The 24,967-nt window shown below is 66.7% G+C and carries 24 protein-coding genes; 11 read left to right on the forward strand and 13 right to left on the reverse strand.

Annotated elements, in window-relative coordinates; genetic code table 11:
- The first annotated feature begins 126 nt into the window (after positions 1-126).
- The 4 genes from ACE5C1_RS01955 to ACE5C1_RS01970 all read left to right on the forward strand — a co-directional run bounded on the left by ACE5C1_RS01955 (position 127) and on the right by ACE5C1_RS01970 (position 3,971).
- Positions 127-1,311 (forward strand): acyl-CoA dehydrogenase family protein, encoded by a 1,185-nt coding sequence (locus ACE5C1_RS01955; protein WP_374942379.1) that lies wholly within the window; start codon positions 127-129, stop codon positions 1,309-1,311.
- 123 nt (positions 1,312-1,434) lie between these two features.
- The gene (locus tag ACE5C1_RS01960; protein ID WP_374942380.1) at positions 1,435-2,562 is read left to right on the forward strand and encodes an acyl-CoA dehydrogenase family protein; all 1,128 of its coding nucleotides are present in this window, start codon (positions 1,435-1,437) and stop codon (positions 2,560-2,562) included.
- A complete protein-coding gene (locus ACE5C1_RS01965) occupies positions 2,562-3,452 on the forward strand; it encodes an acyl-CoA thioesterase (protein WP_374942381.1) in 891 nt (296 codons plus the stop codon). Before ACE5C1_RS01960 ends, ACE5C1_RS01965 begins: the two co-directional genes overlap by 1 nt.
- A 111-nt stretch (positions 3,453-3,563) precedes the next feature.
- A complete protein-coding gene (locus ACE5C1_RS01970; protein WP_374942382.1) occupies positions 3,564-3,971 on the forward strand; it encodes a BLUF domain-containing protein in 408 nt (135 codons plus the stop codon).
- Here ACE5C1_RS01970 and ACE5C1_RS01975 read toward each other — a convergent pair.
- The 5 genes from ACE5C1_RS01975 to ACE5C1_RS01995 are packed head-to-tail and all read right to left on the reverse strand — an operon-like array spanning position 3,968 to position 8,948.
- A complete protein-coding gene (locus ACE5C1_RS01975; protein ID WP_374942383.1) occupies positions 3,968-4,765 on the reverse strand; it encodes an SDR family NAD(P)-dependent oxidoreductase in 798 nt (265 codons plus the stop codon). The genes ACE5C1_RS01970 and ACE5C1_RS01975 overlap by 4 nt on opposite strands.
- Before the next feature lie 14 nt (positions 4,766-4,779).
- Positions 4,780-5,544, reverse strand: a complete 765-nt coding sequence (locus tag ACE5C1_RS01980) for an SDR family NAD(P)-dependent oxidoreductase (RefSeq protein ID WP_374942384.1) — start codon at positions 5,542-5,544, stop codon at positions 4,780-4,782.
- A complete protein-coding gene (locus ACE5C1_RS01985; protein WP_374942411.1) occupies positions 5,541-6,584 on the reverse strand; it encodes a phosphotransferase family protein in 1,044 nt (347 codons plus the stop codon). The genes ACE5C1_RS01980 and ACE5C1_RS01985 overlap by 4 nt, the downstream gene beginning before the upstream one ends.
- Positions 6,585-6,601: 17 nt before the next feature.
- On the reverse strand, positions 6,602-7,684 hold the full coding sequence (locus ACE5C1_RS01990; protein ID WP_374942385.1) for a Zn-dependent alcohol dehydrogenase: 1,083 nt from the start codon (positions 7,682-7,684) through the stop codon (positions 6,602-6,604).
- A gap of 1 nt (position 7,685) precedes the next feature.
- Positions 7,686-8,948 carry an acyl-CoA dehydrogenase family protein gene (locus tag ACE5C1_RS01995; protein WP_374942386.1) on the reverse strand — a complete coding sequence of 421 codons (1,263 nt, stop codon included), beginning with the start codon at positions 8,946-8,948 and terminating at the stop codon, positions 7,686-7,688.
- 143 nt (positions 8,949-9,091) lie between these two features.
- Between ACE5C1_RS01995 and ACE5C1_RS02000 the strand changes: the two genes are divergently transcribed.
- The gene (locus tag ACE5C1_RS02000; RefSeq protein ID WP_374942387.1) at positions 9,092-10,345 is read left to right on the forward strand and encodes a TetR/AcrR family transcriptional regulator; all 1,254 of its coding nucleotides are present in this window, start codon (positions 9,092-9,094) and stop codon (positions 10,343-10,345) included.
- Between the two features lie 7 nt (positions 10,346-10,352).
- Here the strand turns inward: ACE5C1_RS02000 and ACE5C1_RS02005 are convergent, their stop codons facing one another.
- A complete protein-coding gene (locus ACE5C1_RS02005) occupies positions 10,353-10,730 on the reverse strand; it encodes a hypothetical protein (protein WP_374942388.1) in 378 nt (125 codons plus the stop codon).
- A 277-nt stretch (positions 10,731-11,007) separates the two neighbouring features.
- On the opposite strand from ACE5C1_RS02005, the gene ACE5C1_RS02010 reads away from it, so the two are divergent.
- The 6 genes from ACE5C1_RS02010 to ACE5C1_RS02035 all read left to right on the forward strand — a co-directional run bounded on the left by ACE5C1_RS02010 (position 11,008) and on the right by ACE5C1_RS02035 (position 17,862).
- Positions 11,008-12,516, forward strand: coding sequence for a class I adenylate-forming enzyme family protein (locus tag ACE5C1_RS02010; RefSeq protein WP_374942389.1), 1,509 nt, complete (start codon positions 11,008-11,010; stop codon positions 12,514-12,516).
- Positions 12,513-13,301, forward strand: a complete 789-nt coding sequence (locus tag ACE5C1_RS02015) for a thioesterase family protein (RefSeq protein WP_374942390.1) — start codon at positions 12,513-12,515, stop codon at positions 13,299-13,301. Before ACE5C1_RS02010 ends, ACE5C1_RS02015 begins: the two co-directional genes overlap by 4 nt.
- Before the next feature lie 114 nt (positions 13,302-13,415).
- Complete coding sequence (locus ACE5C1_RS02020) at positions 13,416-13,904, forward strand: hypothetical protein (protein WP_374942391.1); 489 nt, start codon at positions 13,416-13,418, stop codon at positions 13,902-13,904.
- 76 nt (positions 13,905-13,980) lie between these two features.
- Positions 13,981-14,700: a response regulator gene (locus ACE5C1_RS02025; RefSeq protein ID WP_374942412.1), complete on the forward strand. Its 720-nt coding sequence runs from the start codon at positions 13,981-13,983 to the stop codon at positions 14,698-14,700.
- Positions 14,697-16,025, forward strand: a complete 1,329-nt coding sequence (locus ACE5C1_RS02030) for an ATP-binding protein (RefSeq protein WP_374942392.1) — start codon at positions 14,697-14,699, stop codon at positions 16,023-16,025. The genes ACE5C1_RS02025 and ACE5C1_RS02030 overlap by 4 nt, the downstream gene beginning before the upstream one ends.
- A 211-nt stretch (positions 16,026-16,236) precedes the next feature.
- On the forward strand, positions 16,237-17,862 hold the full coding sequence (locus tag ACE5C1_RS02035) for an alpha-glucosidase family protein (protein WP_374942393.1): 1,626 nt from the start codon (positions 16,237-16,239) through the stop codon (positions 17,860-17,862).
- Between the two features lie 35 nt (positions 17,863-17,897).
- On the opposite strand, the gene ACE5C1_RS02040 is transcribed toward ACE5C1_RS02035, so the two are convergent.
- The 7 genes from ACE5C1_RS02040 to gnd all read right to left on the reverse strand — a co-directional run bounded on the left by ACE5C1_RS02040 (position 17,898) and on the right by gnd (position 24,881).
- On the reverse strand, positions 17,898-19,172 hold the full coding sequence (locus tag ACE5C1_RS02040; protein WP_374942394.1) for an MFS transporter: 1,275 nt from the start codon (positions 19,170-19,172) through the stop codon (positions 17,898-17,900).
- A complete protein-coding gene (locus ACE5C1_RS02045; RefSeq protein WP_374942395.1) occupies positions 19,169-21,277 on the reverse strand; it encodes a M3 family metallopeptidase in 2,109 nt (702 codons plus the stop codon). Before ACE5C1_RS02045 ends, ACE5C1_RS02040 begins: the two co-directional genes overlap by 4 nt.
- Before the next feature lie 67 nt (positions 21,278-21,344).
- A complete protein-coding gene (locus tag ACE5C1_RS02050; protein WP_374942396.1) occupies positions 21,345-21,545 on the reverse strand; it encodes a hypothetical protein in 201 nt (66 codons plus the stop codon).
- Positions 21,542-22,270, reverse strand: a complete 729-nt coding sequence (locus ACE5C1_RS02055) for a Crp/Fnr family transcriptional regulator (RefSeq protein WP_374942397.1) — start codon at positions 22,268-22,270, stop codon at positions 21,542-21,544. The genes ACE5C1_RS02050 and ACE5C1_RS02055 overlap by 4 nt, the downstream gene beginning before the upstream one ends.
- An 81-nt stretch (positions 22,271-22,351) precedes the next feature.
- Positions 22,352-23,101: an HAD-IIB family hydrolase gene (locus ACE5C1_RS02060; RefSeq protein ID WP_374942398.1), complete on the reverse strand. Its 750-nt coding sequence runs from the start codon at positions 23,099-23,101 to the stop codon at positions 22,352-22,354.
- On the reverse strand, positions 23,098-23,901 hold the full coding sequence (locus ACE5C1_RS02065) for a Cof-type HAD-IIB family hydrolase (protein WP_374942399.1): 804 nt from the start codon (positions 23,899-23,901) through the stop codon (positions 23,098-23,100). Before ACE5C1_RS02065 ends, ACE5C1_RS02060 begins: the two co-directional genes overlap by 4 nt.
- Positions 23,898-24,881 carry a phosphogluconate dehydrogenase (NAD(+)-dependent, decarboxylating) gene (gene gnd / locus ACE5C1_RS02070; RefSeq protein ID WP_374942400.1) on the reverse strand — a complete coding sequence of 328 codons (984 nt, stop codon included), beginning with the start codon at positions 24,879-24,881 and terminating at the stop codon, positions 23,898-23,900. The genes ACE5C1_RS02065 and gnd overlap by 4 nt, the downstream gene beginning before the upstream one ends.
- Positions 24,882-24,967: the final 86 nt, after the last annotated feature.

A 24,967-nucleotide genomic window follows, 5' to 3' on the forward strand; every position in this document is an offset into this window, starting at 1 on the left:
GGGTCCAGGGTGCGGCTGGGCCATGGCCTCGACAATGAAGCACATGGCCCGGCCGAACGCTGGACCCCGGCACAAGGCCGGGGTGACGAATGTAGGCAAACAATCTTGACGGAGAGGCATGAGACCATGACCGACCTCGAAACCTTCCGCACCGAAACCCGCGCCTGGCTTGCCGAAAACTGCCCGCCCGAGATGCGCCAACCCCCGAAATCCGAAAAGGACGTCTGCTGGGGCGGCCGCAACTTCCAGCCGTCTTCCCCAGCGCAGAAGGACTGGCTCGACCGCATGGCAGCACGCGGCTGGACCGTGCCCGACTGGCCCAAGGCCTATGGCGGCGGCGGCCTCTCCCCCGCCGAGACTAAGGTGCTGCGCGAGGAAATGGCCGCGATCCGCGCGCGCAATCCCCTGAACAGCTTCGGCATCTCGATGCTCGGACCCGCGCTGCTGAAATACGGCACCGAAGAACAGAAGCTCGACCATCTCACCAAGATCGCGCGCGGCGAAATCCGCTGGTGCCAAGGCTATTCGGAACCCAACGCCGGCTCCGACCTCGCCGGGCTGGCAACGTCGGCGGAGGACGGCGGCGATCATTACATCGTCAACGGGCAGAAGGTGTGGACCAGCTACGCCGACCAGGCCGACTGGATTTTCTGCCTGGTCCGCACCGACAAGACGAGCAAGCAGGGCGGCATCAGCTTCGTCCTGTTCGACATGGCGAGCGAGGGGGTCTCGACCAAACCGATCCTGCTCATCAGCGGCAATTCGCCGTTCTGCGAGACCTTCTTCGACAATGTGAAGGTGCCCAAGGCTAACCGCGTCCACGACGAGAACAAGGGCTGGGACGTCGCCAAATATCTGCTCGGCCACGAGCGCGAGATGATCTCGGGCATGGGGCTCGGCGGCCAGGGCGAGAACCCGCTGGTCGCGGGCGCGCTCGCGACGGTCGGGGTCGGGCACGACGGCCGCCTCGCCGACCCGCTGCTCCGCGCCGGGATCGCCTTGTTCGAGGTGCGCGCGAAGGCGTTCGGGGCGATGAGCGAGCGCTTCATCGACGAGCTCAAGGCCGGCCGCGCGCATCCGGCGCAACCGAGCATGATGAAATATTACGGCACCGAGCTGAACAAGACCCGCAACGAGCTCATCATGGCGGCGGGCGGGTCGGAGGCCCTCGAATGGGAGAGCGAGGCATCGCGCGGCGGTGGTGCCGCGCGCTCGTGGCTGCGCAGCAAGGCGAACTCGATCGAGGGCGGGACGAGCGAAATCCAGCTCAACATTATCGCCAAGCGGATATTGGAGCTGCCGGGGGCTTAGCCCTGACGTCCCTCTCCCTCCGGGAGAGGGAAGGAGCCGCGGAACGCGGCGGAAGGGTGAGGGCGACGCGGTAGTCACCCTCACCCAACTCTCTCCCGAAGGGAGAGGGCTATGGAGATACACATGCCCCTCTACCTAGACGACGACCAGACCGCCCTCCAGGACACGATCCGCGATTTCATCGCCGATGCCGCCCCCGTCAGCCACATGCGCGCACTTCGCGACGCCGACGATCCGACCGGCTTCTCGCGTGACCTGTGGAAGCAGTTCGCCGAAATGGGCTTTACCGGCCTGATGATCGGCGAGGACCACGGCGGTTTGGGTCTCGGCCATGTCGAGGCGGGGATCGTGCTGGAGGAGATCGGCCGCAACCTGTCCCCCTCCCCGTTCCTCACCACCTCGGTCGCAGCGGTCGCGGCGCTCAAGGGCACCGCCCATGCCGACCGCTGGTTCCCAGGCATCGTCGCGGGGGACACCGTCGCGGCGCTCGCCATCGACGAACGTGCCAAACACGGCGGGCGACTTGCAATGAAGGCCGAACGCTCGGGCAACGGCTTCATGCTGTCGGGCAAGAAACGCTTCGTGATCCACGGCCATGTCGCCGACCTGCTGATCGTCGCCGCGCGCACCGCTGGGGGGGACGAAGACCACGACGGCGTAACGCTGTTCGCGGTGCCGCGCGACACTCCCGGAGTCGTTACGACGCCGGAACGATTGGCGGATGCGAGCATCGCCATAAGCGCGACCTTCGAGAAGATCGAGCTCGACGCCGACGCGGTCATCGGCGAAGTCGACGGCGGGCGCGAGGGGCTCGACCGCCTGCTGCGCGCAGGCTGCGCGGGCGCGTCGGCGGAGATGCTGGGCGTCGGCGGGGGCGCGATGGACCGCACCGTCGGTTACCTCAAGGAGCGCAAGCAGTTCGGCCAGCTGATCGGATCGTTCCAGGCGCTCCAGCACCGCGCCGCGCACCTCTACAGCGAAATGGAGGTCGCGCGCGCCGCGGTGCTCAAGGCGCAGCAGCTGCTCGATGCCGGATCGGAGAAGGCCGACGCCGCAGTGTCGGTCGCCAAGGCGATGACCGCGCTCGCCACCACCCTGTCGGTCCAAGAAGGCGTCCAGATGCATGGCGGCATCGGCATGACCGACGAATACGACATCGGCTTCTACATGAAGCGCGCCCGCGTGCTTGCCGAGCTGTTCGGCGACGCCAACTTCCACGCCGACCGGCTGGCAGTCGCGGCGGGGTATTGATGGACCTGAACACGCCTGCCGAGACGCCGCCCGAGGCTCTGACCCAGGCGCTGGTCGACCTGCTCGACGTCGAAGAGATCGACACCGACCTCTACCGAGGCGCGCGTCAACCCGGTGGCGTCGGTCGGGTGTTCGGGGGACAGGTGATCGCGCAGGCATTGCAGGCGGCGCAAGGCTCGGTCGACCCGCCCAAGACCGCGCATTCGCTCCACGCCTATTTCATGCGTGCGGGTGATGAAGACCTGCCGATCGTCTACCGCGTCGTGCGCGATTTCGAAGGTCGCAGCTTCGCGACCCGGCGCGTGATCGCGCTGCAGCGAGGGAGCCCGATCCTCAATCTGGCGGCCTCCTTCCAGGTGCCCGAGGAGGGCCTGGCGCATCAGGACACGATGCCCGACGTGCCGCCGCCGGAGGCGCTCGCGTCGGACCGCGACCTGCGCGCCGCGTCGGTGAATGACATCCCCGAAAAGTTCCGCCGCCACATGCTGCGCGCACGCCCGATCGAGATCCGCCCGGTCCAGCCACGATCGTGGGCGAACCCGCAGCCGGCCGAACCGCGTCAGGCGAGCTGGTTCCGGCTGACCTCGCCGATCGGTGAAGACAGCGCGATGCACCGTGCGATCCTGGCTTACGCATCGGACATGACGCTGCTCGGCACCTGTACGCTGCCGCACGGGGTCAATTGGATGTCCGGCAACCTCCAGCCCGCCAGCCTCGACCACGCGATCTGGTTCCATGAGGACTTCCGCGTCGACGATTGGCTGCTCTACGCGACCGACAGCCCGTGGAGCGGGCATGCGCGCGGTTTCAATCGCGGCACGATCTACGCGCGGGATGGACGGCTGGTCGCCAGCGTGGCGCAGGAAGGGCTCATCCGGCTACGGCGCTGATCTGGGGCGCTGATCTGGGGCCCTGATCTGGATCGCCGCGACGTTAAGAAATTGTTCGCGGAGCGCCTCTAGATCCATTCGCGTTCGACATCGCGAAAGGAATCGCGGGGCATGCGCCGGCTTCTCTACATCAGTACCTCCCGAACCCCGATCCTGCCCGAGCAGCTCGATCGCATCCTACGGGTATCGCGCGCCAACAATGCCGCGGTCGGGGTCACCGGGCTGCTGGTCGTCGGCGGTCGGCGGTTTCTCCAGGCCCTGGAAGGGCCCGACGATGCGGTGCGCGCGACCTACGAGCGCATCCGCGCAGACCCGCGGCACTTTGCGGCGGTTATACTGGCCGACCAGGCGATCACCGAGCGCACCTTCTCGGCGTGGAGCATGGGGTATCAGCCGGGCGCCCCGCTCACCGGCGAAGGCAAGATCGCCGACGATGTCGCCGCCCTCGTCGCGCCGATCGCCGACTCGACTTTGCGCGGCTATTTCAGCGGGTTCGCGCAAACGCAGGCGGCGGCCTAGACCGCGGTTCTGCCGTATTCCTGTTTTATCACGGGATGGCTCGACGAGAGCCCGCCATCCACCGCGATCGCCTGGCCGTTGACGTAGCTGGCGGCGTCGGAGGCGAGGAAGGCGGCGACTTCAGCCAGTTCCGCGGGCTGCGCGCCGCGACGAAGCGGGTTGAGGCGGCCGATGCGGTCGATCTTGCCTGCCTCGCGCGCATAGTCGAAGGTCGGTTTGGTCATGCCGGTTTCGGTAAGGCCGGGGCAGATCGCGTTGACGCGAACGCCCGAGCCGCTCAGTTGTTGTGCCGAGACCTGCGTGAGGTTGATGACGCCCGCCTTCGACGCGGAGTAAGCGGGCGAGCCCGCGCCCGAGCGGATGCCGGCGACGCTGGCGGTCAGCACGATCGCACCGCCGCCCCGTTCGGCGATCTTCGGGGCGGCGTGCTTGACCGCCAGGAACGGGCCGATCAGGTTGACGCGGAGCACTTCGGTGATGAGCGCGACGTCGGTGTCGAAGATGTTGGCCATGCCGCCCGATATGCCCGCGTTGGCGAACATGATGTCGAGGCCGCCGTGGGCTTCGCAGGCAAGCGCGACGGTGCGGATCACGTCCTGCTCAATGCCCGCGTCCATGCGAACCGCGCGCGCTACGCCGCCTGCGGCTTGAATCGCGGCGGCCGTTTGCTCCGCCGCATCGGTGACGTCGGCGGCGACGACCTGTCCGCCTTCACGCGCGAACAGGAGCGCGGCGGCGCGGCCGATCCCCGAGCCGGCGCCGGTGACGACCATGGATTTGTTGGCAAAGCGCATGGTCGTCCTCCGGTTCAGATCGTCACGCCGCCGTCGACGACCATCGTCTGCCCGGTCATGAAGGTGCTCGCGGACGACGCCAGGTACACCACCGCGCCCGCGATCTCGTGCGGCTCGCCGATGCGGCGGAGCGGCACGCTTGCATTCGCCGCCTTGATCCGGTCGGGGTCTTCCCACAATGCGCGGGCGAAGTCGGTCTTGATCAATCCGGGGGCGATGCAGTTCACGCGGACGTTGTGGGGGCCGTATTCGACCGCCAAGTTGCGGGCGAGTTGCATGTCGGCGGCTTTCGACACGCAATAGGCGCCGATCACCGGCGATCCGCGCAATCCCCCGATCGAGGAGACGATGACGATCGAGCCTTCGCGGCGCTCGCGCATCTCGGGCGCGACCATCGCGATCAGCCACAAATTGGAGACGATGTTGTTGTCGAGGATTTTGCGGAACTGATCGTCGGCGATCCCCTCCATCGGACCGTAATAGGGATTCGACGCGGCGTTGCAGACGAGGACATCGATGGCGCCGAAGCTGGCGCGGGTCGTATCGACGAGGTGCTGGAGCGCGGCCTTGTCCGAGATGCTCGCCGCGACGGCGATTGCGGTTCCCTCGCCATACCGCGCGTTCAATTCGGCCGCGACAGCGTCGCACGCGTCCTGCTTGCGGCTGGAGATGACGACCTTGGCGCCGTATTCGGCCAGCGCCTCGGCGCTCGCGCGACCGATGCCGCGCGACGAGCCGGTGATAATGGCGACCTTGCCGGTCAGGTCGAAGAGCTTCATGCGCCTGCCTTCACCGCGAAGCCCCAGGCTGCGTCGGCCAGGCGGTAGACTCCCGCAGCCGACTTCTCCGCCTGCGCGCTCGACGCGGTGCCGAGTTCGACGCGTTTCTTGATGCCCTGAACGATGCCAGTGAGGCGGAAGAGATTGTAGGCGAAATACCAGTTAAGGTCCGGGAGGCCGTCGCGCCCCGTGGCGGCGCAGTAGCGGGCGACGACCTCCTCTATCGTCGGGATACCGGTTTCGGAGCCGGTCAGGCCCAGGACGCCGGAGCGGCCTTCGGGCTCGGTTACCCAGCTCATCAGGAGGTACGAGAAGTCGGCGAGCGGGTCGCCCAGCGTCGACAGTTCCCAGTCGAGGACGGCGGTGACCTTCGGCTCATCCTTGGCGAAGATCATGTTGTCGATGCGGTAGTCGCCGTGGACGATCGAGGTGCGGGTCTGTTCGGGGAGGGTGCGGGGCAACCATTCGATCAGATGCTCGACGCTGGGCATGGTCTCCGTCTCGGCGGCCTTGTACTGTTTGGTCCAGCGCGCGACCTGGCGTTCGAAGTAATTGCCGGGCTTGCCGTAGCTCTCCAGGCCTGCGCCGGCGTAGTCGACCGAATGGAGTGCGGCGAGCGTGTCGACGACGGCTTCGTAATGCGCGCGGCGTTGATGGGGCGTCGCGCCGGGCATGCTGCCGTCCCAGATCGTCCGGCCTTCGACCATCTCCATGACATAGAAGGCCGCGCCGAGGATTTCGGAGTCTTCGCACAGACCGTAGGGACGCGGGACCGGGAAACCGGTGGGGTGGAGACCGGCGATGACGCGGTATTCGCGGTCGACCGCGTGGGCGCTGGGGAGGATCGGGCCGAACGGTTTGCGGCGCAACACGTAGGCGCGGGTTGGCGTGTCGAGGCGGTAGGTGGGGTTGGACTGGCCGCCGGCGAACTTGGCGTAAGTGAGCGGTCCGGCGAAGCCTTCGACATTGGCCTGCATCCAGGCGGACAACGCCCCAAGGTCGAGCCGGTCCTTGTCGCCGACGGGCAGCGTGCCTTCCATACTGGCGGATGCTTCGCTCACGAGAACACCACGACACTGCGGGTGGCGTCGCCTTTGCGGAGTTCGTCGAAGGCGTGGTTGATGCGTTCCAGCGGCATGCGCTCGGCAATGATCGTGTCGAGGTCGAGCAGGCCGCGCTGGTAGAAGTCGACGAGGCGCGGCAGATCGACGGGAAAGCGGTTCGAGCCCATGAAGCCGCCCTGGAGCCGCTTGCCCGAGAGCAGGTCCAGCGCCGACAGGCCGACCTTCTCGCCTAGCGGCATCATGCCGAGGATCGTCGCCGCCCCGCCGCGGCGGAGGACCTTGACCGCGGTGGCGGCGGATTGCGGGCGGCCGACCGCCTCGATCGCGTGGTGGACGCCGCCTTTCGTGATCGCGACGACCTCGTCGGCGGCAGTGTCGGACAAGGCGTCGATCGTGTGGGTCGCCCCCAGTTTCTCCGCGAGGGCGCGCTTTTCGGGGACCGGATCGAGCGCGATGATCTTGCCCGCGCCCGCGATCCTGGCGGCGTTGACGGCGGCGAGGCCGATGCCGCCGCAACCGACGATGCACACCGTTTCGCCCGGGGTCACATCGGTGGTGTTGAACACCGCCCCGGCTCCCGTCGTTACCGCGCACCCAAGCAGACAGGCACGGTCGAGCGGCATTTCCGGGTCGATCGCGACACAGGCGTGTTCGTGGACCAGCATCTGTTCGGCGTAGGCCGACAGGTTGAGCATCTGCGCGATCGGCCGGTCGCCGAGCATCAGCCGAGGCGGCGCTTTCTTCGAACGGCGGACGCTGGAGTCGATGCACAGGAACATCCGGCCGGTGACGCAGAACTCGCAATGGCCGCAAAAAGCGGAAAGGCAGGTGACGACATGGTCGCCGACCTTGACCGACGTCACCTCATCGCCGACCTGCTCGACGATGCCTGCCGCCTCGTGGCCCGGGATTGTCGGCATGGCGTGCGGGTAGGCGCCGTCGACGAAGTGGAGATCGCTACGGCATACCCCGACCGCGGCGGTGCGGATCAGGACCTCGTGGGCTTGCGGCTTGGAGACGGTCACGTCCTCGATGCTGAGGGGCGTTCCGGCTTCGAGGAGGACGGCAGCCTTCATCCTACCGCGCCGCCACGAGCGCCTTCCAGTCGCCGTATTTGCCGAACTCGTGTCGCGCGATCGAGCGAGCGTGGACCTCGTCCGGCCCGTCCGCCAGCCGAAGCGTGCGCTGTCCCGACCAGGCTTTAGCCAATCCGAAATCTTGGCACACGCCCGCGCCACCATGCGCCTGCACCGCGTCGTCGATGATCTTGAGTGCCATGGTCGGCGCCTGCACCTTGATCATTGCGATCTCGAGTTGCGCCGATTTGTTGCCCGCACGATCCATCATGTCGGCCGCCTTCAAGCACAGCAGCCGCGTCATCTCGATGTCGATCCTGGCGCGTGCGATTCGCTCCTCCCACACCGAATGGCTGGCGATCGTCTTGCCGAACGCCACCCGGCTGAGCAGCCGCCGCGCCATCGCCTCGATCGCGACCTCCGCGGTGCCGATGGTGCGCATGCAATGGTGGATACGGCCGGGTCCAAGACGCCCCTGCGCGATTTCGAACCCCCTGCCCTCGCCAAGCAGCAGGTTCTCGACCGGCACGCGAACGTCCCTCAGTACCACCTCGCCGTGCCCATGCGGCGCGTCGTCATAGCCGTAGACCGACAGCATCCGCTTGATGGTGACGCCGGGTGTGTCGAGCGGCACGAGTATCTGTGACTGCTGCTGGTGCCGTGAGCCCTCGGTCGATGTCTTGCCCATGACGATGGCGATCTTGCAGCGCGGATCGCCGACCCCGCTCGACCACCATTTGGTGCCGTTGATCACGTAGTCGTCGCCGTCGCGAACCATCGAGGTCTCGATGTTGGTCGCGTCGGACGAGGCAACCTGCGGCTCTGTCATCAGGAAGGCGGAGCGGATCTCGCCATTCATCAGCGGGCGGAGCCAGCGTTCCTTCTGGTCGGCGGTGCCGTAGCGGTGGAACACCTCCATGTTGCCGGTATCGGGGGCGGAGCAATTGAAGCATTCGCTGGCCCAGCCGATCTTGCCCATCTCCTCGGCGCACAGCGCATATTCGAGATTGGTAAGCTGGGTGCCCTCGAACTCGAACGTATCGTCGACGTGGGTCTGTCCCGAGTGCGGGGGCATGAAGAAGTTCCAGAGCCCGGCCGCCTTGGCGCGCCCCTTGACCTCCTCGATCACGGGAATCACCTTCCAGCGCTCGCCTTCGTGGCTCTGCGTGTCATACTCATGCTGCCGCGGGCGGATTTCGCGGTCTATGAAGTCCATCACCCGGTCACGGAGATGCGTCTCGCGTTCGTTGAGCGTGAAGTCCACCGTTCGGCTCCTGGTCTGTGCGTCGACCGCGACTTAGACCGTACCGCTTTTTCGGTAAAGCCCCTGCCATTCGCTCGTACGCCGTACAACGAGCGCGCCAAGAAAACACTGTTCCTTCGAAACGAAGCTGATACATTCGGTCGATGAACTTACCGGAGGGGACGGCCGTCGACGTAGATCAGGGCACGAAGCGCTTTCGCCAGAAGCGCGACGCGATCCTGGCCGCCGCGGCCGAGGCGATCAACGAGCAGAGCGCGAAGGGCATGACCTTCGCCGACGTCGCGCGTCGCGTCGGGCTCAACACGACCAGCGTAACCTACTATTTCAAGCGCAAGGAAGAGCTTGCGGCGGCGGCGTTCGAGAACACCCTCGACCGGCTGATGGCAATGCTCGATGCGGCGATGCAGGAGAGCGATCCGCGCGCGCGGGTAGCGCGGTTCCTGTCGCTGAATATGGAGCGGCTGGCGGCGATCGAACGCGGCGAGGAGCGCGCGTTTGCGGTCCTGTCGGACCTGCGCGCGACCGAGGACCCGATCCGTACCCGGCTGATGGCGGGGTGGCAAAAGGTGTTCCGCACGACACGCGGGCTGTGGGGCCCCGCCCGCTCGCGTGCGGAGACCGACCTGCACGGTGCACGCGCGCATGTTCTGCTGGAAAACAGCTTCTGGCTGACCGCATGGCTGCCGCGCTACGAGCCCGAACAGTTCGCACGTGTCGAAGCGCGGCTGATGGACGTGTTCGCGCACGGCATCGCGGCTCCTGGGGCGGAATGGGCACCCGCCACGATCGATTTGGCGCATGCGGAGGCCGAGCCCGGGCGCGCGGCATTCCTGCTGGCAGCGACGCGGCTGATCAATCAATTGGGCTATCGCGGCGCCAGCGTGCAACGGATCGCGTCCGAGCTGAACGTCACCAAGGGCAGCTTCTACCACCATCTCGACGCCAAGGACGATCTGGTGATCGCCTGCTACCGGCGCAGCTTCGACACGATCGCGGATGCGCAAGCCCAAGCGGACGAAGCGGGCGGAACGCATTGGCACCGCCTGTCGAGTGCGGTCGCGACCTTGCTCGACGTGCAATTTGCCGAGCGTGGGCCGTTGCTGCGAACAACGGCGTTGAGCGGATTGCCGGTCAACGTGCGCGCGGCAATGGTCGACCGATCGAACCGGATCGCGCGGCGATATGCGGGGACGATGATGGACGGAATCGCCGAAGGATCCTGCCGCCCCATCGACGCGCTTGTTGCCGCGCAGGCGCTGATGGCGCTTCAAAATGCGGCGTTCGACATGCGTAAATGGGCGGGCACGATGCCGCGCGAGCGCGCGATCGCGATGTATGCCTCGACCCTGCTATTTGGGATGTTCGACGATCGTGCGTTGGGGCGATCGGCGGAGTAACCGGGGTTCAGGCGGCTGCGGCCTGAGTCTCGAACAACCAGGCCTTGGCATCCTCCAGATGCTCGAACACCGCCGCGTCCTCTCGCAGCTTGGTCATGCGGCGCGATTGCATGCGCGTCAGCACGCCGGATCGCACCACCGCGAGGCGCTTGGCCTTGAGCGGGGGGTGGTGAATGAGCATCTCGAAGGCTTGCATCACCTCCTGGGTCTGGATGACGTTGCCGTCCGTATTGATCGGCAGCAGGAACTCGCCCGACGCCAAACCCATCGCCTGGACGGCAGCCTGTTCGCGGCGGGAGAAGTCGGCGACGTCCTCGGCGGTCAGAAAACCTTCCATATGAACCTTGACCAGCTTGCGCGGCTGGTCCGCGACAACGGTAATCATGCGGAACTCCTTGCAGCCGACCGTGAGCGGCATGCCCCAAAACGTTGAATATAGCGTTAGGCCGATCAGAGCACCTGGCTGATCTCAATGCTATGCGGTGAAGCCCAGCCGCGCGGCAATGAAGGGATCGACGCTGCGACCGCGCTGGCGGATCGCTGCCGCACCATGGACGAGCCGATCGCAACTATCACGTCCATGCTCGTCGTCGCAGGCTTCCCCCTTGTTTTTGGGACGCCACCTGTGGCATTCGCGGGAGCCTTCGCCTAGCTTTGCGCCTATGTTCGCCGCGCAAGACCTGCTCGCGACCGAATTCGGGACGCTTCCCGAACTTGTCTCCGCCCATGCGCTCGAACGACCCGAAAAGATCGCGATTGCGGACGATCGGGGTGCGATCGATTATGCGACGCTGGACCGGATGATGGACCGAATCGCGGCGGGGCTCCAGCGCGACGGCGTCGTGCAGGGGCAAGCGGTCGCCATTCTGGCGCATCCGAGTGTGGCGCAGGCGTGCGTGTTCCTGGGCGCGCTGCGGGCGGGGTGCGTGGCGGCGCCGATCGCGCCGTCGGCAACGCCGGGGGCGATCGCGGCGATGATTGCGGATTGCGGTGCGCCGATCGTGTTCGTCGATGCCGCCAACACCGGTGCGATCGAATGTGTTTCGGCGAGGGCCGTGCCGCTCGAAGCGCTGGATGGCTGGGCGCCGGATACCAAGCCCAAGCCGGCGAGCATCGCGCCCGAGGACGGGTTTAACATCATCTATTCGTCGGGGACCACCGGCACACCCAAAGGAATCGTCCAGAGCCACGCGATGCGCTGGCAGCATCTGTCGCGCAATTCGGCCGCCGGGTTCGACACCGCAGTGACGATGGTCGCGACGCCGCTCTATTCGAACACGACGCTGGTCACCTTCCTGCCGACGATCGGCTGGGGCGGCACCGCGGTGCTGATAGCGAAGTTCGATGCGCGGCGTTACGTCGAGTTGGCGCAGCAGCACCGCGCGACGCATACGATGCTGGTGCCCGTCCAATACCAGCGGATCATGGCGCTCGCCGATTTCGACGCGTTCGACCTGTCGTCGTTCCGCTTCAAGACCTGCACCAGCGCGCCCTTCCCCGCAGCGTTGAAGGCCGATGTCGTTGCGCGCTGGCCCGGGTTGCTGGTCGAATATTACGGGATGACCGAAGGCGGGGCGAGCTGCGCGCTGAATGCGACCGCGCACCCGGACAAGCTCCACACCGTCGGACAGCCGCTGCCCGGGCACGAGATCCGACTGATCGACGACGATGGCCATGAGGTCGTCCCCGGTGAGACCGGCGAAGTCGTCGGCAGATCGGGCGCTATGATGACCGCCTATCATGGGCGTGCCGAGGCGACACGCGAGGCCGAGTGGTACGATGCGCAAGGCAACCGATACATTCGGCACGGCGACCTGGCGCGCTTCGATGCGGACGGGTTCCTGGTGCTGATGGACCGCAAGAAGGACCTTATCATCTCGGGCGGGTTCAACATCTACCCCTCCGACCTGGAGGCGGTGCTGGCGCAGCATCCCGATGTCGCGGACTGCGCGGTCGTTGGCGTGCCGAGCGAAACTTGGGGCGAGACGCCGGTCGGCTTTTATGTTGCGCAAGGCGACGCCGACAGCGCGGCAATCTTGGCGTGGACGAACGCCAAGCTGGGCAAGACCCAACGGCTGGCCGCGCTCCACGCGGTGGGCGAACTGCCGCGCAGCGCGATCGGCAAGGTGCTCAAGCGCGAGTTGCGCGATACATTGAAAGCGGGTGCATGACGCCGATCTCGGATATTCTGTCAGGCGCGGTGGCGACTGAGGACGGCTTTCGCGTGGCGATCCCGGCCGACTGGTTGCAAGGGCGGACGGCTTACGGCGGGCTGTCGAGCGCACTGGCGCTGCACGCGGCAATGGCGTCCGAACTCGATCTGCCCCCGTTGCGATCGGCGCAGGTGAGCTTCGTGGGGCCCCTGTCGGGCGAAGTGACGGTGTCGGCGACGCGGCTGCGGCGCGGGCGCAATGCGGCGTTCGTGCAGGCGGATATCGTGTCGGACGCGGGGCTCGGCTATCGCGCGACCTTCGTCTTCATGGCAGGGCAGGTATCGCAGATCGCACTGGATCGGCGTACGCCCGCCGGAGCCGAAGCACCTGCGGGGAATGCCGAACTTTATACCGGTCCCGACGATTTCTTCACCGGCAATTTCAACTTTCTTGACCTCAAGGAGGCGCCGGGCGGCCGCGCGCTGGGCGAAGCGGAATGGCTGCGCTGGGCGCGGCTGCGTGCGTATCACGAGCTCGATCCGATGGTCGAGCTGATGGCGATCGCGGATGCGCTGCCCCCGGCGGCGTTCCGTCTGCTCGGCAAGCAACCCGCGCCGATCAGCTCGCTGACGTGGATCGTCAACCTGCTGTCCGCGGAACCGCGCACCCGTGACGGCTGGTGGCTGCTCTCGGCGCGATCGAATTATGCGCAAGGTGGGTGTTCGAGCCAGATCATGCGAATGTGGAACGCCGACGGCGAGTTGGTCGCCGAGGGCATGCAGAGCGTTGCGCTTTTCGCCTGAAATCTTACAATTTGCGACAGTTTCGCGCGCCGCCGACACACGCCTGCGACCGCACGACGCGATAGGGTGCAGGTGCGGTTCGGGATCGGCCCGGGCGCACGTGGAGATTCCCCGATGCGACGGACGATCCTGGCGCTGGCCTTGGTGGCGAGTACCGCTCCTGCGATGGCGCAGACGCCCGATACCCTGCCTGCGGCGCCACACGGCGGATCGATGCGCGGCGCGATGCTGATGCGCGCGGACACCAATGGCGACGGCGTCGTCACCCGCGATGAAGCGATGGCCCAGTCGGACATGCGGTTCGACCGGATGGATGGCGATCGCGACGGCGTCGTCAGCCATGACGAGATGCGCGCAGCACGCGAAGCGATGCGCGCGACCCTGCGCGACCGGCGCAATGCGGATGGCGACGCGCCGCCGCTGCCGTCGGGCGCCCGCCCCGTCGGGGGTTCGCCGCCCGCGATGACCCGCGATGCCGCACGCGCTCGCGCGATGGCGGCATTCGACCGCGCCGATACCAACCACGATGGTCGCATCGACCAAGCCGAGATCGCAGGCATGCGGTACCGGCGGTTGGCGCCGCCGCCGGTACCGCAGCAGTAACACGCGAGGGCGGTCCGTTGCGACCGCCCTCGTCCCATCTCTTGCAAGGCGGCGGCGCATGTTCCAGTCCGACGACATGGGAGATATGCCGCATATCCTGCTCGTCGACGACGAGCGTTCGATCCGCGAACCACTGGCGGTGTATCTCGGCAAGCAGGGATTTCGCGTCACCCAGGTCGGCGATGCCGAGGCAGCGCGCACCCGATTGGCGGCCTATGCGATCGACTTGGTGATCCTCGACATCATGATGCCGGGCGAGGACGGCCTCAGTCTGTGCCGCCATATCGCTGCGACCAGCGAGGTGCCCGTCATCCTGCTGACCGCGCGCGCAGAGGAGACCGACCGCATCGTCGGGCTGGAAATGGGCGCCGACGATTACGTCGTCAAACCCTTTTCCCCGCGCGAACTAGCTACGCGGGCCAAGGTGGTGCTGCGGCGAACGCAGGCGGGCGGCACGCGGCAGCATGCGCCCGAGAGCGGTTCCTATGCCTTTGCGGGTTGGGTGCTCAAATCCGGCGAGCGGACGCTGGTGGATCGCGAGGGCGTGTCGGTGCCGCTGTCGACCGGCGAATACAACCTTCTCCATGCACTCGTCACCCGGCCGCGGCAGGTGCTGACTCGTGACCAGCTGCTCGACCTCACGCAAGGGCGCGAGGCGGCGGCGTTCGACCGCGCGATTGACAACCAGGTCAGCCGCCTGCGCCGCAAGATCGAGGGCGATCCGAAGAGCCCGGACATCATCAAGACGGTGTGGGGTGGCGGGTATACGCTGGCCGCCGAAGTCACGCGGTTGTGAGGGTCTGGCCGCGCAGTCTGGCCGGCCAGCTGACGTTGCTGATCGCCTGTGCGCTGTTCGTGGCGCAGGCAATCAACTTCGCGCTGCTGCTGCGGGAGCGAAACGAGTTCCGGCTGGCGCAAGCTACCCGTCCCGTCGCGACCCGCATCGCCGACGCTTTGGAGCGCGAGGCCCGCGGCGAGCGTCCGGTCGAGGCCGACCGCGGCCGGGTCCGGCGTGGCGCCGCCAATCCCATCCCGCCGTTCGTCTTCGAACGTCATCCCGAGGTCGGGGCCGAGTTGCGGCGGCAGCTCGGCGAGCTCGGGCTCAAGGTCGGCCGGATCGACACCGGGCTGCGCCCCTCCTCTGACGAAGACGCGCCGCAATACCTGCGCCAGCATGGCGAAAGGTCGGGCGACACGCTGCTGATCGCGGTCGAGCAGCCCGGCCGCGGGTGGCTGAGGATCGTTGCGCCCTGGCCCCAGCCGGGCCCGCGACTGCTGCTGGCGTTGCTCGCACAGACGGCGATCCTCTACGCCATCGTCCTGCTTCCCGTCCTCTGGGCGGTGCGGCGCATCGCGCGGCCCTTGCGCGACCTGACGCGCGCGGCGGAGGATTTCGGACCCGGCGATACCGGCGCTGCGCTGGCGATGCGGGGACCCGAGGATGTGGCGCGCCTAATTGCGGCATTCAACGCGCTGCGGCTGCGGGTGACGGGGATGCTCGACGAGAAGGACCGCATGCTGGGCGCGATCGGCCACGATCTGCGCACGCCGCTCGCCGCGCTGCGGGTGCGGATCGAGTCGGTTGAGGACGAGACCGACCGCGCGAAAATGGCGGACACGATTGCGGAGATGAACCGTACGCTTGACGACATCCTGTCGCTGGCACGGCTAGGACGCCCGAGCGAAGCGCCGACCGAGGTCGACGTCGCCGCTCTGGTCGATGCGGTGGTCGAGGATTTCCGCGATCTGGGCGCCGACGTGGTCTTCGTCGAGGCGCCGCGGCTGCCCCTGAGGCTCCGACCCTCGCTGATCCGCCGCGCGGTGCGCAATCTGATCGAGAATGCGATCAAATACGGCGGCGGCGCGGAAGTGAGCCTGGTGGCGGAGGCGCGGACCGTCTCGATCTGCGTGGCAGACACCGGCCCGGGCATCCCGGAGGACCGGCTGGGCGACGTGTTCCAGGCGTTCACGCGGCTGGAGACCTCACGCAACCGCAGCACTGGCGGCATCGGGCTGGGTCTTGCGCTGGCGCGCGCGATCGTGCGCGAGGCGAAGGGCGAGGTGACGCTGGCGAACCGGGCAGGAGGCGGGCTGCTCGCGACCATCACGCTGCCGCGCTGACCGACTCCCATACCCGCAGCATCGCAGCGCCGCGAGCACCATCGTCCTGGCAGCGAAGGCATCGTCCGGATGGGAAACAGCGCGCGCATGATCGAGCCCCTCACCACCGGCGGCGCGATGTCGAACGACGCAGCCCTGCGCCGGCGCGTCATCTCTCCCCTTCCCCGGTCCGGAATTTCGGCTATGCGGTGTGCGCCGCGGAGATGCCCAAGTGAACGAGTCTGTGCGCCTGCCCGACGCTCGACCTCCACGCCCGTGGTGGCAGGGCGCGGTGATCTACCAGATTTATCCGCGCAGCTTCGCCGATTCGAACGGCGACGGAATCGGCGATTTGCCGGGCATTAGGCGCCACCTTGACTATGTCGCGTCGCTCGGCGTCGACGCGATCTGGTTGTCTCCGTTCTTCACCTCGCCGATGAAGGATTTTGGCTATGACGTCGCCGACTACTGCGACGTCGCGCCCGTCTTCGGAACGCTCGCCGACTTCGACGCGCTCGTCGCGCGCGCGCATGCGCTCGGGCTCCGGGTCGTCATCGACCAGGTCTATTGCCATACGTCGGACGAGCACGCGTGGTTCGCCGAAAGCCGGTCGAGCCGCACGAACCCCAAAGCCGACTGGTATGTATGGGCCGACGCCAAGCCCGACGGATCGCCGCCGTCGAACTGGCAATCGGTGTTCGGCGGCCCGGCGTGGACGTGGGATGCGCGCCGCCAGCAATATTATATGCACAATTTCCTGAAGGAACAGCCGCAGCTCCACGGCCATAATCCCGAGGTGCAGGACGCCCTGCTGGAGACGGCGCGCTTCTGGCTCGACCGCGGGGTCGATGGGTTCCGGCTCGATGCGATCAACTTCATGATGCACGATCCCGCGCTGACCGACAATCCGCCGGCGCCGCCAAGCGACCGGCCACGGACAAGGCCCTTCGATTACCAGCTCAGGCTGTACAATCAGGGCCATGCGGACATTGTGCCGTTTCTGGAGCGGATAGGCGCGCTGCTCGACCATTATGACGCGCGCTTCACCGTGGCAGAGGTCGGCGGGGAGGACGCCGAGCGGGAAATGAAGCTCTTCACCGCGGGCGAGCACCGGCTGAACACCGCCTACGGCTTCGACTTCTTGTATGCGGAGGCGCTGACGCCCGAGACGGTCGACCACGCGGTTTCGGGATGGGACGACGCGCCCGGCGTCGGCTGGCCGAGCTGGGCGTTCGAGAATCATGACGCGCCTCGCGCGCTGTCACGGTGGCCGACCCCGGGGCATGAGCGCGCGTTCGCGGCGTGCAAGATGATGCTGCTGATGTGCCTGCGCGGCAACGTGTTCCTCTACAACGGCGAGGAGCTGGCATTGACCCAGGTCGACGTGGCGTACGAGGACCTGCAAGACCCCGAGGCGATCGCCAACTGGCCGATGACGCTGTCGCGCGACGGCGCTCGCACGCCGGTGCCGTGGTTGGCGGACGCGCCGAACTGCGGGTTCTCGACCGGACGGCCGTGGCTGCCGTTGGGGCACGATCATGCGGCGCTCGCGGTCGACCGGCAGGAGGGCGATGCAGGTTCGATGCTCCACCTGACGCGGCGCATGACCGCTTTGCGCAAGGCGCATCCGGCGCTGGCGGTGGGGGATTGGCGGGTGCTGCATGCAGGTCCGGCGCTGTTGGCGTTCGAGCGGACGGCCGGAGGCCAGACGCTGCTGTGCGCGTTCAACCTGGGGGCGCAGCCGGTGGAGTGGGCACCCGCGCAGCCGGCCCGCTGGCGCACGATCGAAACGGTCAACGGCGCGACGGACTGGGCGTTTCCGGCTTATGGCGCCGTTGTCGCCGAGCGAATGGGCTGATTTTCATTCCTCCTTGTGGGCGCAAGGAATTCACATCAATCCTCGGCGATGAGACTCGCCGTCTTGGTGTCGCGCATGCCGAGGTAAACGACCAACGATACCGCGATCATCGCGGTGACGTACCAGTAGAACACCCGCTCCGCCTGCGCGTCCTTGAGCCACAGGGCGAGATATTCGGCGGTTCCCCCGAAGATCGTGTTGGCGAGCGCATAGGGCAGCGCCACGCCCAGCGTGCGGATGTGGGCGGGAAACATCTCCGCCTTCACGACGCCGCTGATCGCGGTATAGCCGCTGAGCGCCACCAGAGCGGCGGTGACGAGCGCCCAGGCGACAAGGGGACTCCGCACCGTCTCCAACGTGAGGAAGAGGGGCACCGTGCCGAGGACGCCGAGGATGCCGAACCCCGCCATCAATGGCTTGCGCCCGACGCGGTCGGACAGCGCGCCCGCGAGCGGCTGGACCAGCGCGTAACCCAAGAGCGCGGCGGCCATGACCCGGGTCGCAGTCTCGCGGCCCATGCCTGCGGTATTGACCAGGAACTTCTGCATGTACGTGGTGTATGCGTAGAACGCGAGCGTGCCGCCGGCGGTGAGCGCCATCACGGTCCACGCGGCGCGCGGGTGATCTCGGAACAGCGCGAAGCGCGACGTGCGCGGGATTCCCAAAGCCGCAGCGTTGCGGAAGCTCTCGGTCTCGAGCAGTCCGCGGCGGATGCGGAACACCGCGATTGCGAGCAGGCCGCCGATCGCGAAGGGCACGCGCCAACCCCATTGCTCCAGCTCGGTTGCGTCGAGCAGCGATTGCAGCAGGAGCAGGACGCCCAGCGCGATCAACTGACCGCCGATCAGCGTGACATATTGGAAGCTGGCGTAGAATCCGCGTCGATCTCGCCCCGCCATCTCCGACAGATAGACCGCGCTTGCGCCGTACTCGCCGCCGACGCTGAGCCCCTGGAGCATCCGCGCGAGCACCAGCAGCGCGGGCGCAAGCCAGCCCGCAGCGGCATAGTTCGGGGTCACCGCGATCAGGAACGAGCCGACGCACATCAGCGTCACCGACAGCGTCAGCCCCGCCTTTCGCCCGTGGCGATCCGAATAGACCCCCATCGCCCACGCGCCGATCGGACGCATAAGAAAGCCGACCGCGAAAATCGCCGCGGCGTTGAGCAATTGCGCGGTCGCGCTCGCCTTGGGAAAGATGGCGGGCGCGAAGTACAACGTGAACGCCGAATAGACGTACCAGTCGTACCATTCGACCAAGTTCCCCGCCGACCCGCCGAGAATCGAGCGGAGGCGGCCGGGCTGCCTCACTTCGCGGTCGGGAAGCCGCGCCCGCGGAGCAGCGCGTTCACGTCCGGGTCACGCCCGCGGAAAAGCCGGTATGCCTCGGCGCGGTCGGTCTCGTTGCCGGTCGACAGCAGCACGCGCGCGAAGCGGTCGGCGGTCGGCTTGTCCCACGGACTGCCCGCCTCCTCGAACGCCGCGAACGTGTCGGCGTCCATCGTCTCCGACCAGAGATAGCTGTAATAGCCCGCCGAATAGCTGTCGGACGCGAACAGATGCTGGAACTGCGGAATACGGTGACGCATCACCAACTGGCGCGGCATGCCGATCTCCGCCAGCGTCGTCCGTTCGAACGCATCCGGATCGACGACGCCGTCGGGAATCGTGTGGAGTTTCATGTCGACGATCGCCGATGACAGATATTCGGCGGTCGCGAAGCCCTGGTTGAAGGTTTCCGACGCCTTGATCTTGTCGAGCAGCGCCTGCGGCATCGCCGCCCCGGTTTGGTAGTGGCGCGCGTATTTGTCGAGCACGTCGCGGGTGAGCAGCCAATGCTCGTTCACCTGGCTGGGGTATTCGACGAAGTCGCGCGGGGTGCCCGCGAGCCCCGGGTACTCGACGTCCTGCAGCATTGCGTGGATCGCATGACCGAATTCATGGAACAGCGTGTTCGCGTCGTCGAGGCTGATGAGGACTGGCTCGCCCTTCGCAGGCTTGGCAAAATTGTTGTTGTTCGACGACAAAACGATTTGCGCGGGCGCGAGTCCACGCTGGTTGCGGTAGGTGTTGGCCCATGCGCCCGAACGCTTGCCGGTGCGCGCGAAGTCGTCGCGGTAGAAGAGCCCCACCTCCTTGCCGTTCCGCGTCACATGCCAGACGCGCATGTTGGGTTCGAATACCGGGACCGTGCCGGTGATTTCCTTGAACTCCAGACCGTACAGCCGATTGGCGGCGTAGAGCGAGCCCTGGATGATGTTGTTCAGCTCGAAATACGGTTTCAGCTCGGCCTGGTCGAGATCGTAGCGGCTTTTCCGCACCTTCTCTTGATAGAAGCGGTAGTCCCATGGCTCGATCGTGATGCCGGCGCCTGCGATCGTCTGCATATCGCGGACTTCCTCGGCCACCCGCGCCTTGGCGGCGGGCCAGACCCGCATCATCAGGTCCATCGCGGCGGCGGGGGTCTTCGCCATGGTGTCCTGCATCCGCCAGTCCGCATGGGTCTTAAACCCGAGCAGATGCGCGCGGTCGGCGCGCAGCTTGACGATCTTGGCGATCGTCGCGTTGGTGTCGTTCGCGTCGCCATTGTCGCCGCGGTTGACGAAGGCGCGCCAGACCTGTTCGCGCAAGCCCCGATCGGTGGCGAAAGTCAGGACCGGGTCGACCGCCGAGCGCGTATTGACGATCGCCCAGCCGGGCTGCTTGCGCTCGACCGCCGCGGCCTTCGCCACCGCCTTGACGCTGTCGGGGATGCCCGCCAGCCTCGCCTCGTCGGTGATCAGGATGGCAGTGCTCTCGTCGGCGAGCAGCCGTTCGGAGAAGTCGGAGAAAGCGGTCGCGAGTTGCTGGTTATATGCGGACAGCTGCGCCTTCTGGCCCGGGTCCAATTGTGCGCCCTGGCGGATGTAGCTTTCGCGGATGCGGGTGACGAGGCGCATCTGCTGCTGGGTGAGGCCGCTGGTACCGCGCTTCGCATAGATCGCCTCGATCCGCGCGAACAGCTTGGCATCGAAGGTGATCCGGTCCTGCGCCGCGGCGAGCCTTGGGCTCCATTCGCGGTCGAGCGCCTGATAGGCAGGCGTGTTCATGTTGCCGGTCATGACGCCGAACAGCGTATTGACGCGGCCCAGTCGCTGACCGGCAAGCTGCATCGGCAGGATCGTGTTGGCAAAGGTCGGCGCCGCCGGGTCCGCGGTGATCCGCGCATATTCGGCGGTGCGCTCGTCCAGCGCCACGGCGAATGCCTGCGGGAACAGCACGGGGCGCACCTTGTCCCACGGCGGCACCCCGCTGTACGAACCGGTCCAGTCGACCAGCAGCGGGTTGGCGATCACGGCGGTTGCGGGCGCCTGCGCGGGCGCGGCCGTCATCGGAAGCGCCGCCAGCACCGTGGCGGCGAGAAGCAATTGGCGCACGTGATGTCCCCGGATCGTGTGATCGCGCCAGCATAGCGGCGGCGCGCGATCAGGCAATCGCGGCGGGTCAGTCGTCTTCCCCCGTGCCTGCGGTGTGCGGCGGTGCCTTGGCCGCGCGGCGCGCAGCGGCGTCGAGACGCCGCGCGGTTTCCGCAGCGGCCTGCGGGGTCATCGTTACAGCGACGCCCGCCGGACCGTCGAGGACGACATGGTCGCCTTCCGCGTCCGCGCTGCCGGGGCGATCCTGCGGTTGCGACGTCGTGCTCATGCCATCGTCCTTCCGCTGTCGGTACCGTAGAGATATTGCGGATCGAATTCCGCCAACGCCTTCAGCCGCGCCGGGTTGCGGATGTCGACGATCCCGTGACGATAGGTCAGCAGGTCCTGCTCGCGCAGCGACCGCAGCACGCGGTTGACGTGGACGCCGGTAATCCCGCACGCCTCCGCCAGATCGGCCTGGGTGAGGGGTAGCGCGAAATGTCCATCGCTGGCCAGCCCCACCATCTCCAGCCGGCAATTCATCTCGCAAAAGAAATGCGCGACTCGCCCGTCTGCGCCGAGCCGGCCGAGCCGGAAAATCCATTCGCGGTGCATCGCCGCGTCCAGCAGTGTGCTGAACCACAGCAAACGCGTCAGCCGCGGCCGTTGCTCGACGATCCGCTCCAAAGCATCGTGGCTGAGTTCCGCGACCTTTGCGGGCCCGATCGTCGCGAGGTCGTGGTCCAGCCGCTTCATCGGAAAGCCGTGGAGATCGACGAAATCGCCGGGTACATGCACCGCGACGATCTGCCGGTGACCCTCGCGGTCGTCCATATAGCGGCATATGAAGCCGTCGAGCAGCAGGGTGCTGACGTGAACCGGCGCACCCTGGCGCACCAGCAGATGGCGCGAGGGCAAGGTGTGAACGTTCGCGAGTCCCTCCTCCAGGATCTCGCGATCGTCTTCATCGAGCGCGCTGCGCCCTCGCCCTTTCAGGAACAGTGCGCTCAGCATCGGCTACCATCTTCCCGGCGGGCCGCCCTGTTCGGCCCGAAAGTCGATGCATGTCGCGTTCACATCGCCAACGCAAGCCGGTCAGGCGTGCTGGCAGGTGACCACGGTGGCAATCACCGACAGCGTTTCGTCGGGATCGCGCACGCGCACCGTGTCGAGCCCGAGCTCCTTGGCGGGATAGTCGTTGCCGCCAGGGAAGATCGCATCGCCGACGAACATCATCGCATCCAACGAGATGCCGCTTGCGTCGCGCAGCTTCTTGAGGCCGTAGGCCTTGTCGACGCCTTTCTGGGTAATGTCGATCGAGGTCGCGCCGCCCATGTTGATCGACAGCCCGGGCAGGCGCTTCTCCAGATCCGCCTTGATTACCTTGCGCTTGGCGTGATCGGGATCCCACTTCTCCTTGGCTTCCAGCGGGGCCTGCTGGCCCAACGCCGAAAAGGTGATCTGGCTGCCGCGATCCTCGACCCGCTCGCCCCAGGTCTGTTCCGGCACGAAGCCCGTCGCCTCCAGCGCCTCGTCGAAGGCGGTCTTGATCTTCGCGCGGGTCGCATCGTCGAACAGCTCGGCGTAGACCGCGGACCAGGCGCCGTCCTTGAAGGCGTACAGCTTGGTGCCGGTTGTCGGCATCAGCCACAGCTTGCTGCGGTCGGCGCGGTCGGGCAGGCGGCTGGCAACCTGCTTTTCGAACTGCGGCCAGTCGCCGCCCGAGATCACCGCGACCTGCGCGACGCCGAGCAGGTCGGCGAGCGCTTCGCCCATCTCGTCCTTGAGCGGCTGTTTGCTTTCGGCCAGCGTACCGTCGAGATCGAAGGCAACCAGTTGCTTCATATCTTCTGCTCCAGGATCATGTGGTCGATGGCATTGGCCACGCCGTCCTCGTCGTTGCCGAGCGTGACCGCATCCGCGGCGTCGCGCACCGCCTGCGGCCCCTGCCCCATTGCGATCGATCGGCCCGCACGCGCGAACATCGCCAGGTCGTTGGCCTGATCGCCGATCGCTATCGTATCGGTCAGTGCGGCCCCCAAGGCTTGCGCCAGCTTGACGATGCCGTCGCCCTTGTTGGCGGCGGGGGCGGTGACGTCGAGGTAATAGGTCTGGCTCTGGACGATGGTCGCGCGGTCTTCGCCGATCTGCGCCTTGACCTTGGCGGTAAGCGCGCGGAGCAGCGGTTCGTCGTCGCTGACGAAGGTGATCTTGTCGATCCCGTCCGTCATCGCGGAGAAGTCGGCGCGAACGACCGGTTCCTGGTTGGAGGTGATCCGCTCGCTCTTGGTATGCGGGCCCTCGCCGTCGGTGGCGTACCAGCGGTCTTTGGCGAAGACCCATGTCTCGACCGCCACGCCGCGCGCGAGCTCCAGCACTTCGCGGGACACGTCTTCGGCAAGGTGTTGCTCAAACAGGATTGCCCCATCGCGCGTGAAGACGGTGCCGCCGTTGAACGCGCCCATCGGCACGTCGAGTTCGAGCGCATCGACAATCGGCATCATTCCCGAACGTGGCCGCGCGCTGATGATCGTGAAGCGGACGCCAGCATCGCGCAGCCGCCCCACCGCGGCGATGGTCGCGGGGGTCAGTTGCTTCTGTTTGTCCACCAGAGTGCCGTCGACATCGGACACGACCAGCCTCATTGGGGCATCTCGACATGCCCGCCGAAGCCGAACCGCATCGCCGACAGCATCTTGTCGCCAAACGTGTGGTCGACCCGGCTGCGGTAACGCGCGAACAGCGCGGTGGTGAGGACGTTGACCGGGGTCGCCTGCTCCATCGCCGCCTCGATCGTCCAATGCCCCTCGCCCGAATCCGCGACGCGGCCGCTGAATTGCTCGAGCTTCTGGTCCTTGGCCAGGCCGGCGGCAGCGAGGTCGAGCAGCCACGACGAGATCACGCTGCCCCGGCGCCAGACTTCGGCGATATCGGTGAGGTTGAGGTCGAAGCGCTGCTCTTCGGGCAGCGAATCCTTGTTCTTGCCCGCCAGCACGTCGAACCCCTCGGCATAGGCCTGCATCAGTCCGTATTCGATGCCGTTGTGCACCATCTTGACGAAATGCCCGGCGCCTGCGGGACCGGCGTGGATGTAGCCCTGCTCGGCGCGCGGATCCTCGTTATCGCCATTTCGGTCGGGTGTGCGTGAGATCGTGCCGAGACCTGGTGCCAAGGCGGAGAAGATCGGATCGAGCAAGTCGACAGTGTCCTTCTCGCCGCCGATCATCATGCAATAACCGCGCTCCAACCCCCACACGCCGCCCGAGGTACCGACGTCGACGTAATGGATGCCCTTCTCGGCCAGCTTCTTCGACCGGATGATGTCGTCCTTGTAGAAGGTGTTGCCGCCGTCGATGATGATCTCGTGCTTGCCGCAGATCGCGGAGAGCGTCTCGATCGTGTCGTCGGTCGGCTTGCCCGCAGGGAGCATCACCCAGAAAATCGCGGGGTCGTCGAGCTTGGCCTGCATGTCCTCCAGCGACGACGCGGCGACCGCGCCCTCCCCCGCCAGCATCGCCACCGCCTTCTCGTCGCGGTCGTAGGCGACGATCTCATGCCCTGCGCGCATCAGGCGGCGCGAAATGTTCGCACCCATTCGGCCGAGGCCGATCATGCCGATCTTCATCCAATTTTTCCCATCTCTGACGTCTCGCCTGCCCCAACCGTCACGATGCCCAAGTTGTTGCAACGGTAGCGCGGCGAGGGACGTTC

The organism is Sphingomonas sp., from assembly GCF_964263785.1.
In the GTDB taxonomy this organism is placed as follows: domain Bacteria; phylum Pseudomonadota; class Alphaproteobacteria; order Sphingomonadales; family Sphingomonadaceae; genus Sphingomonas.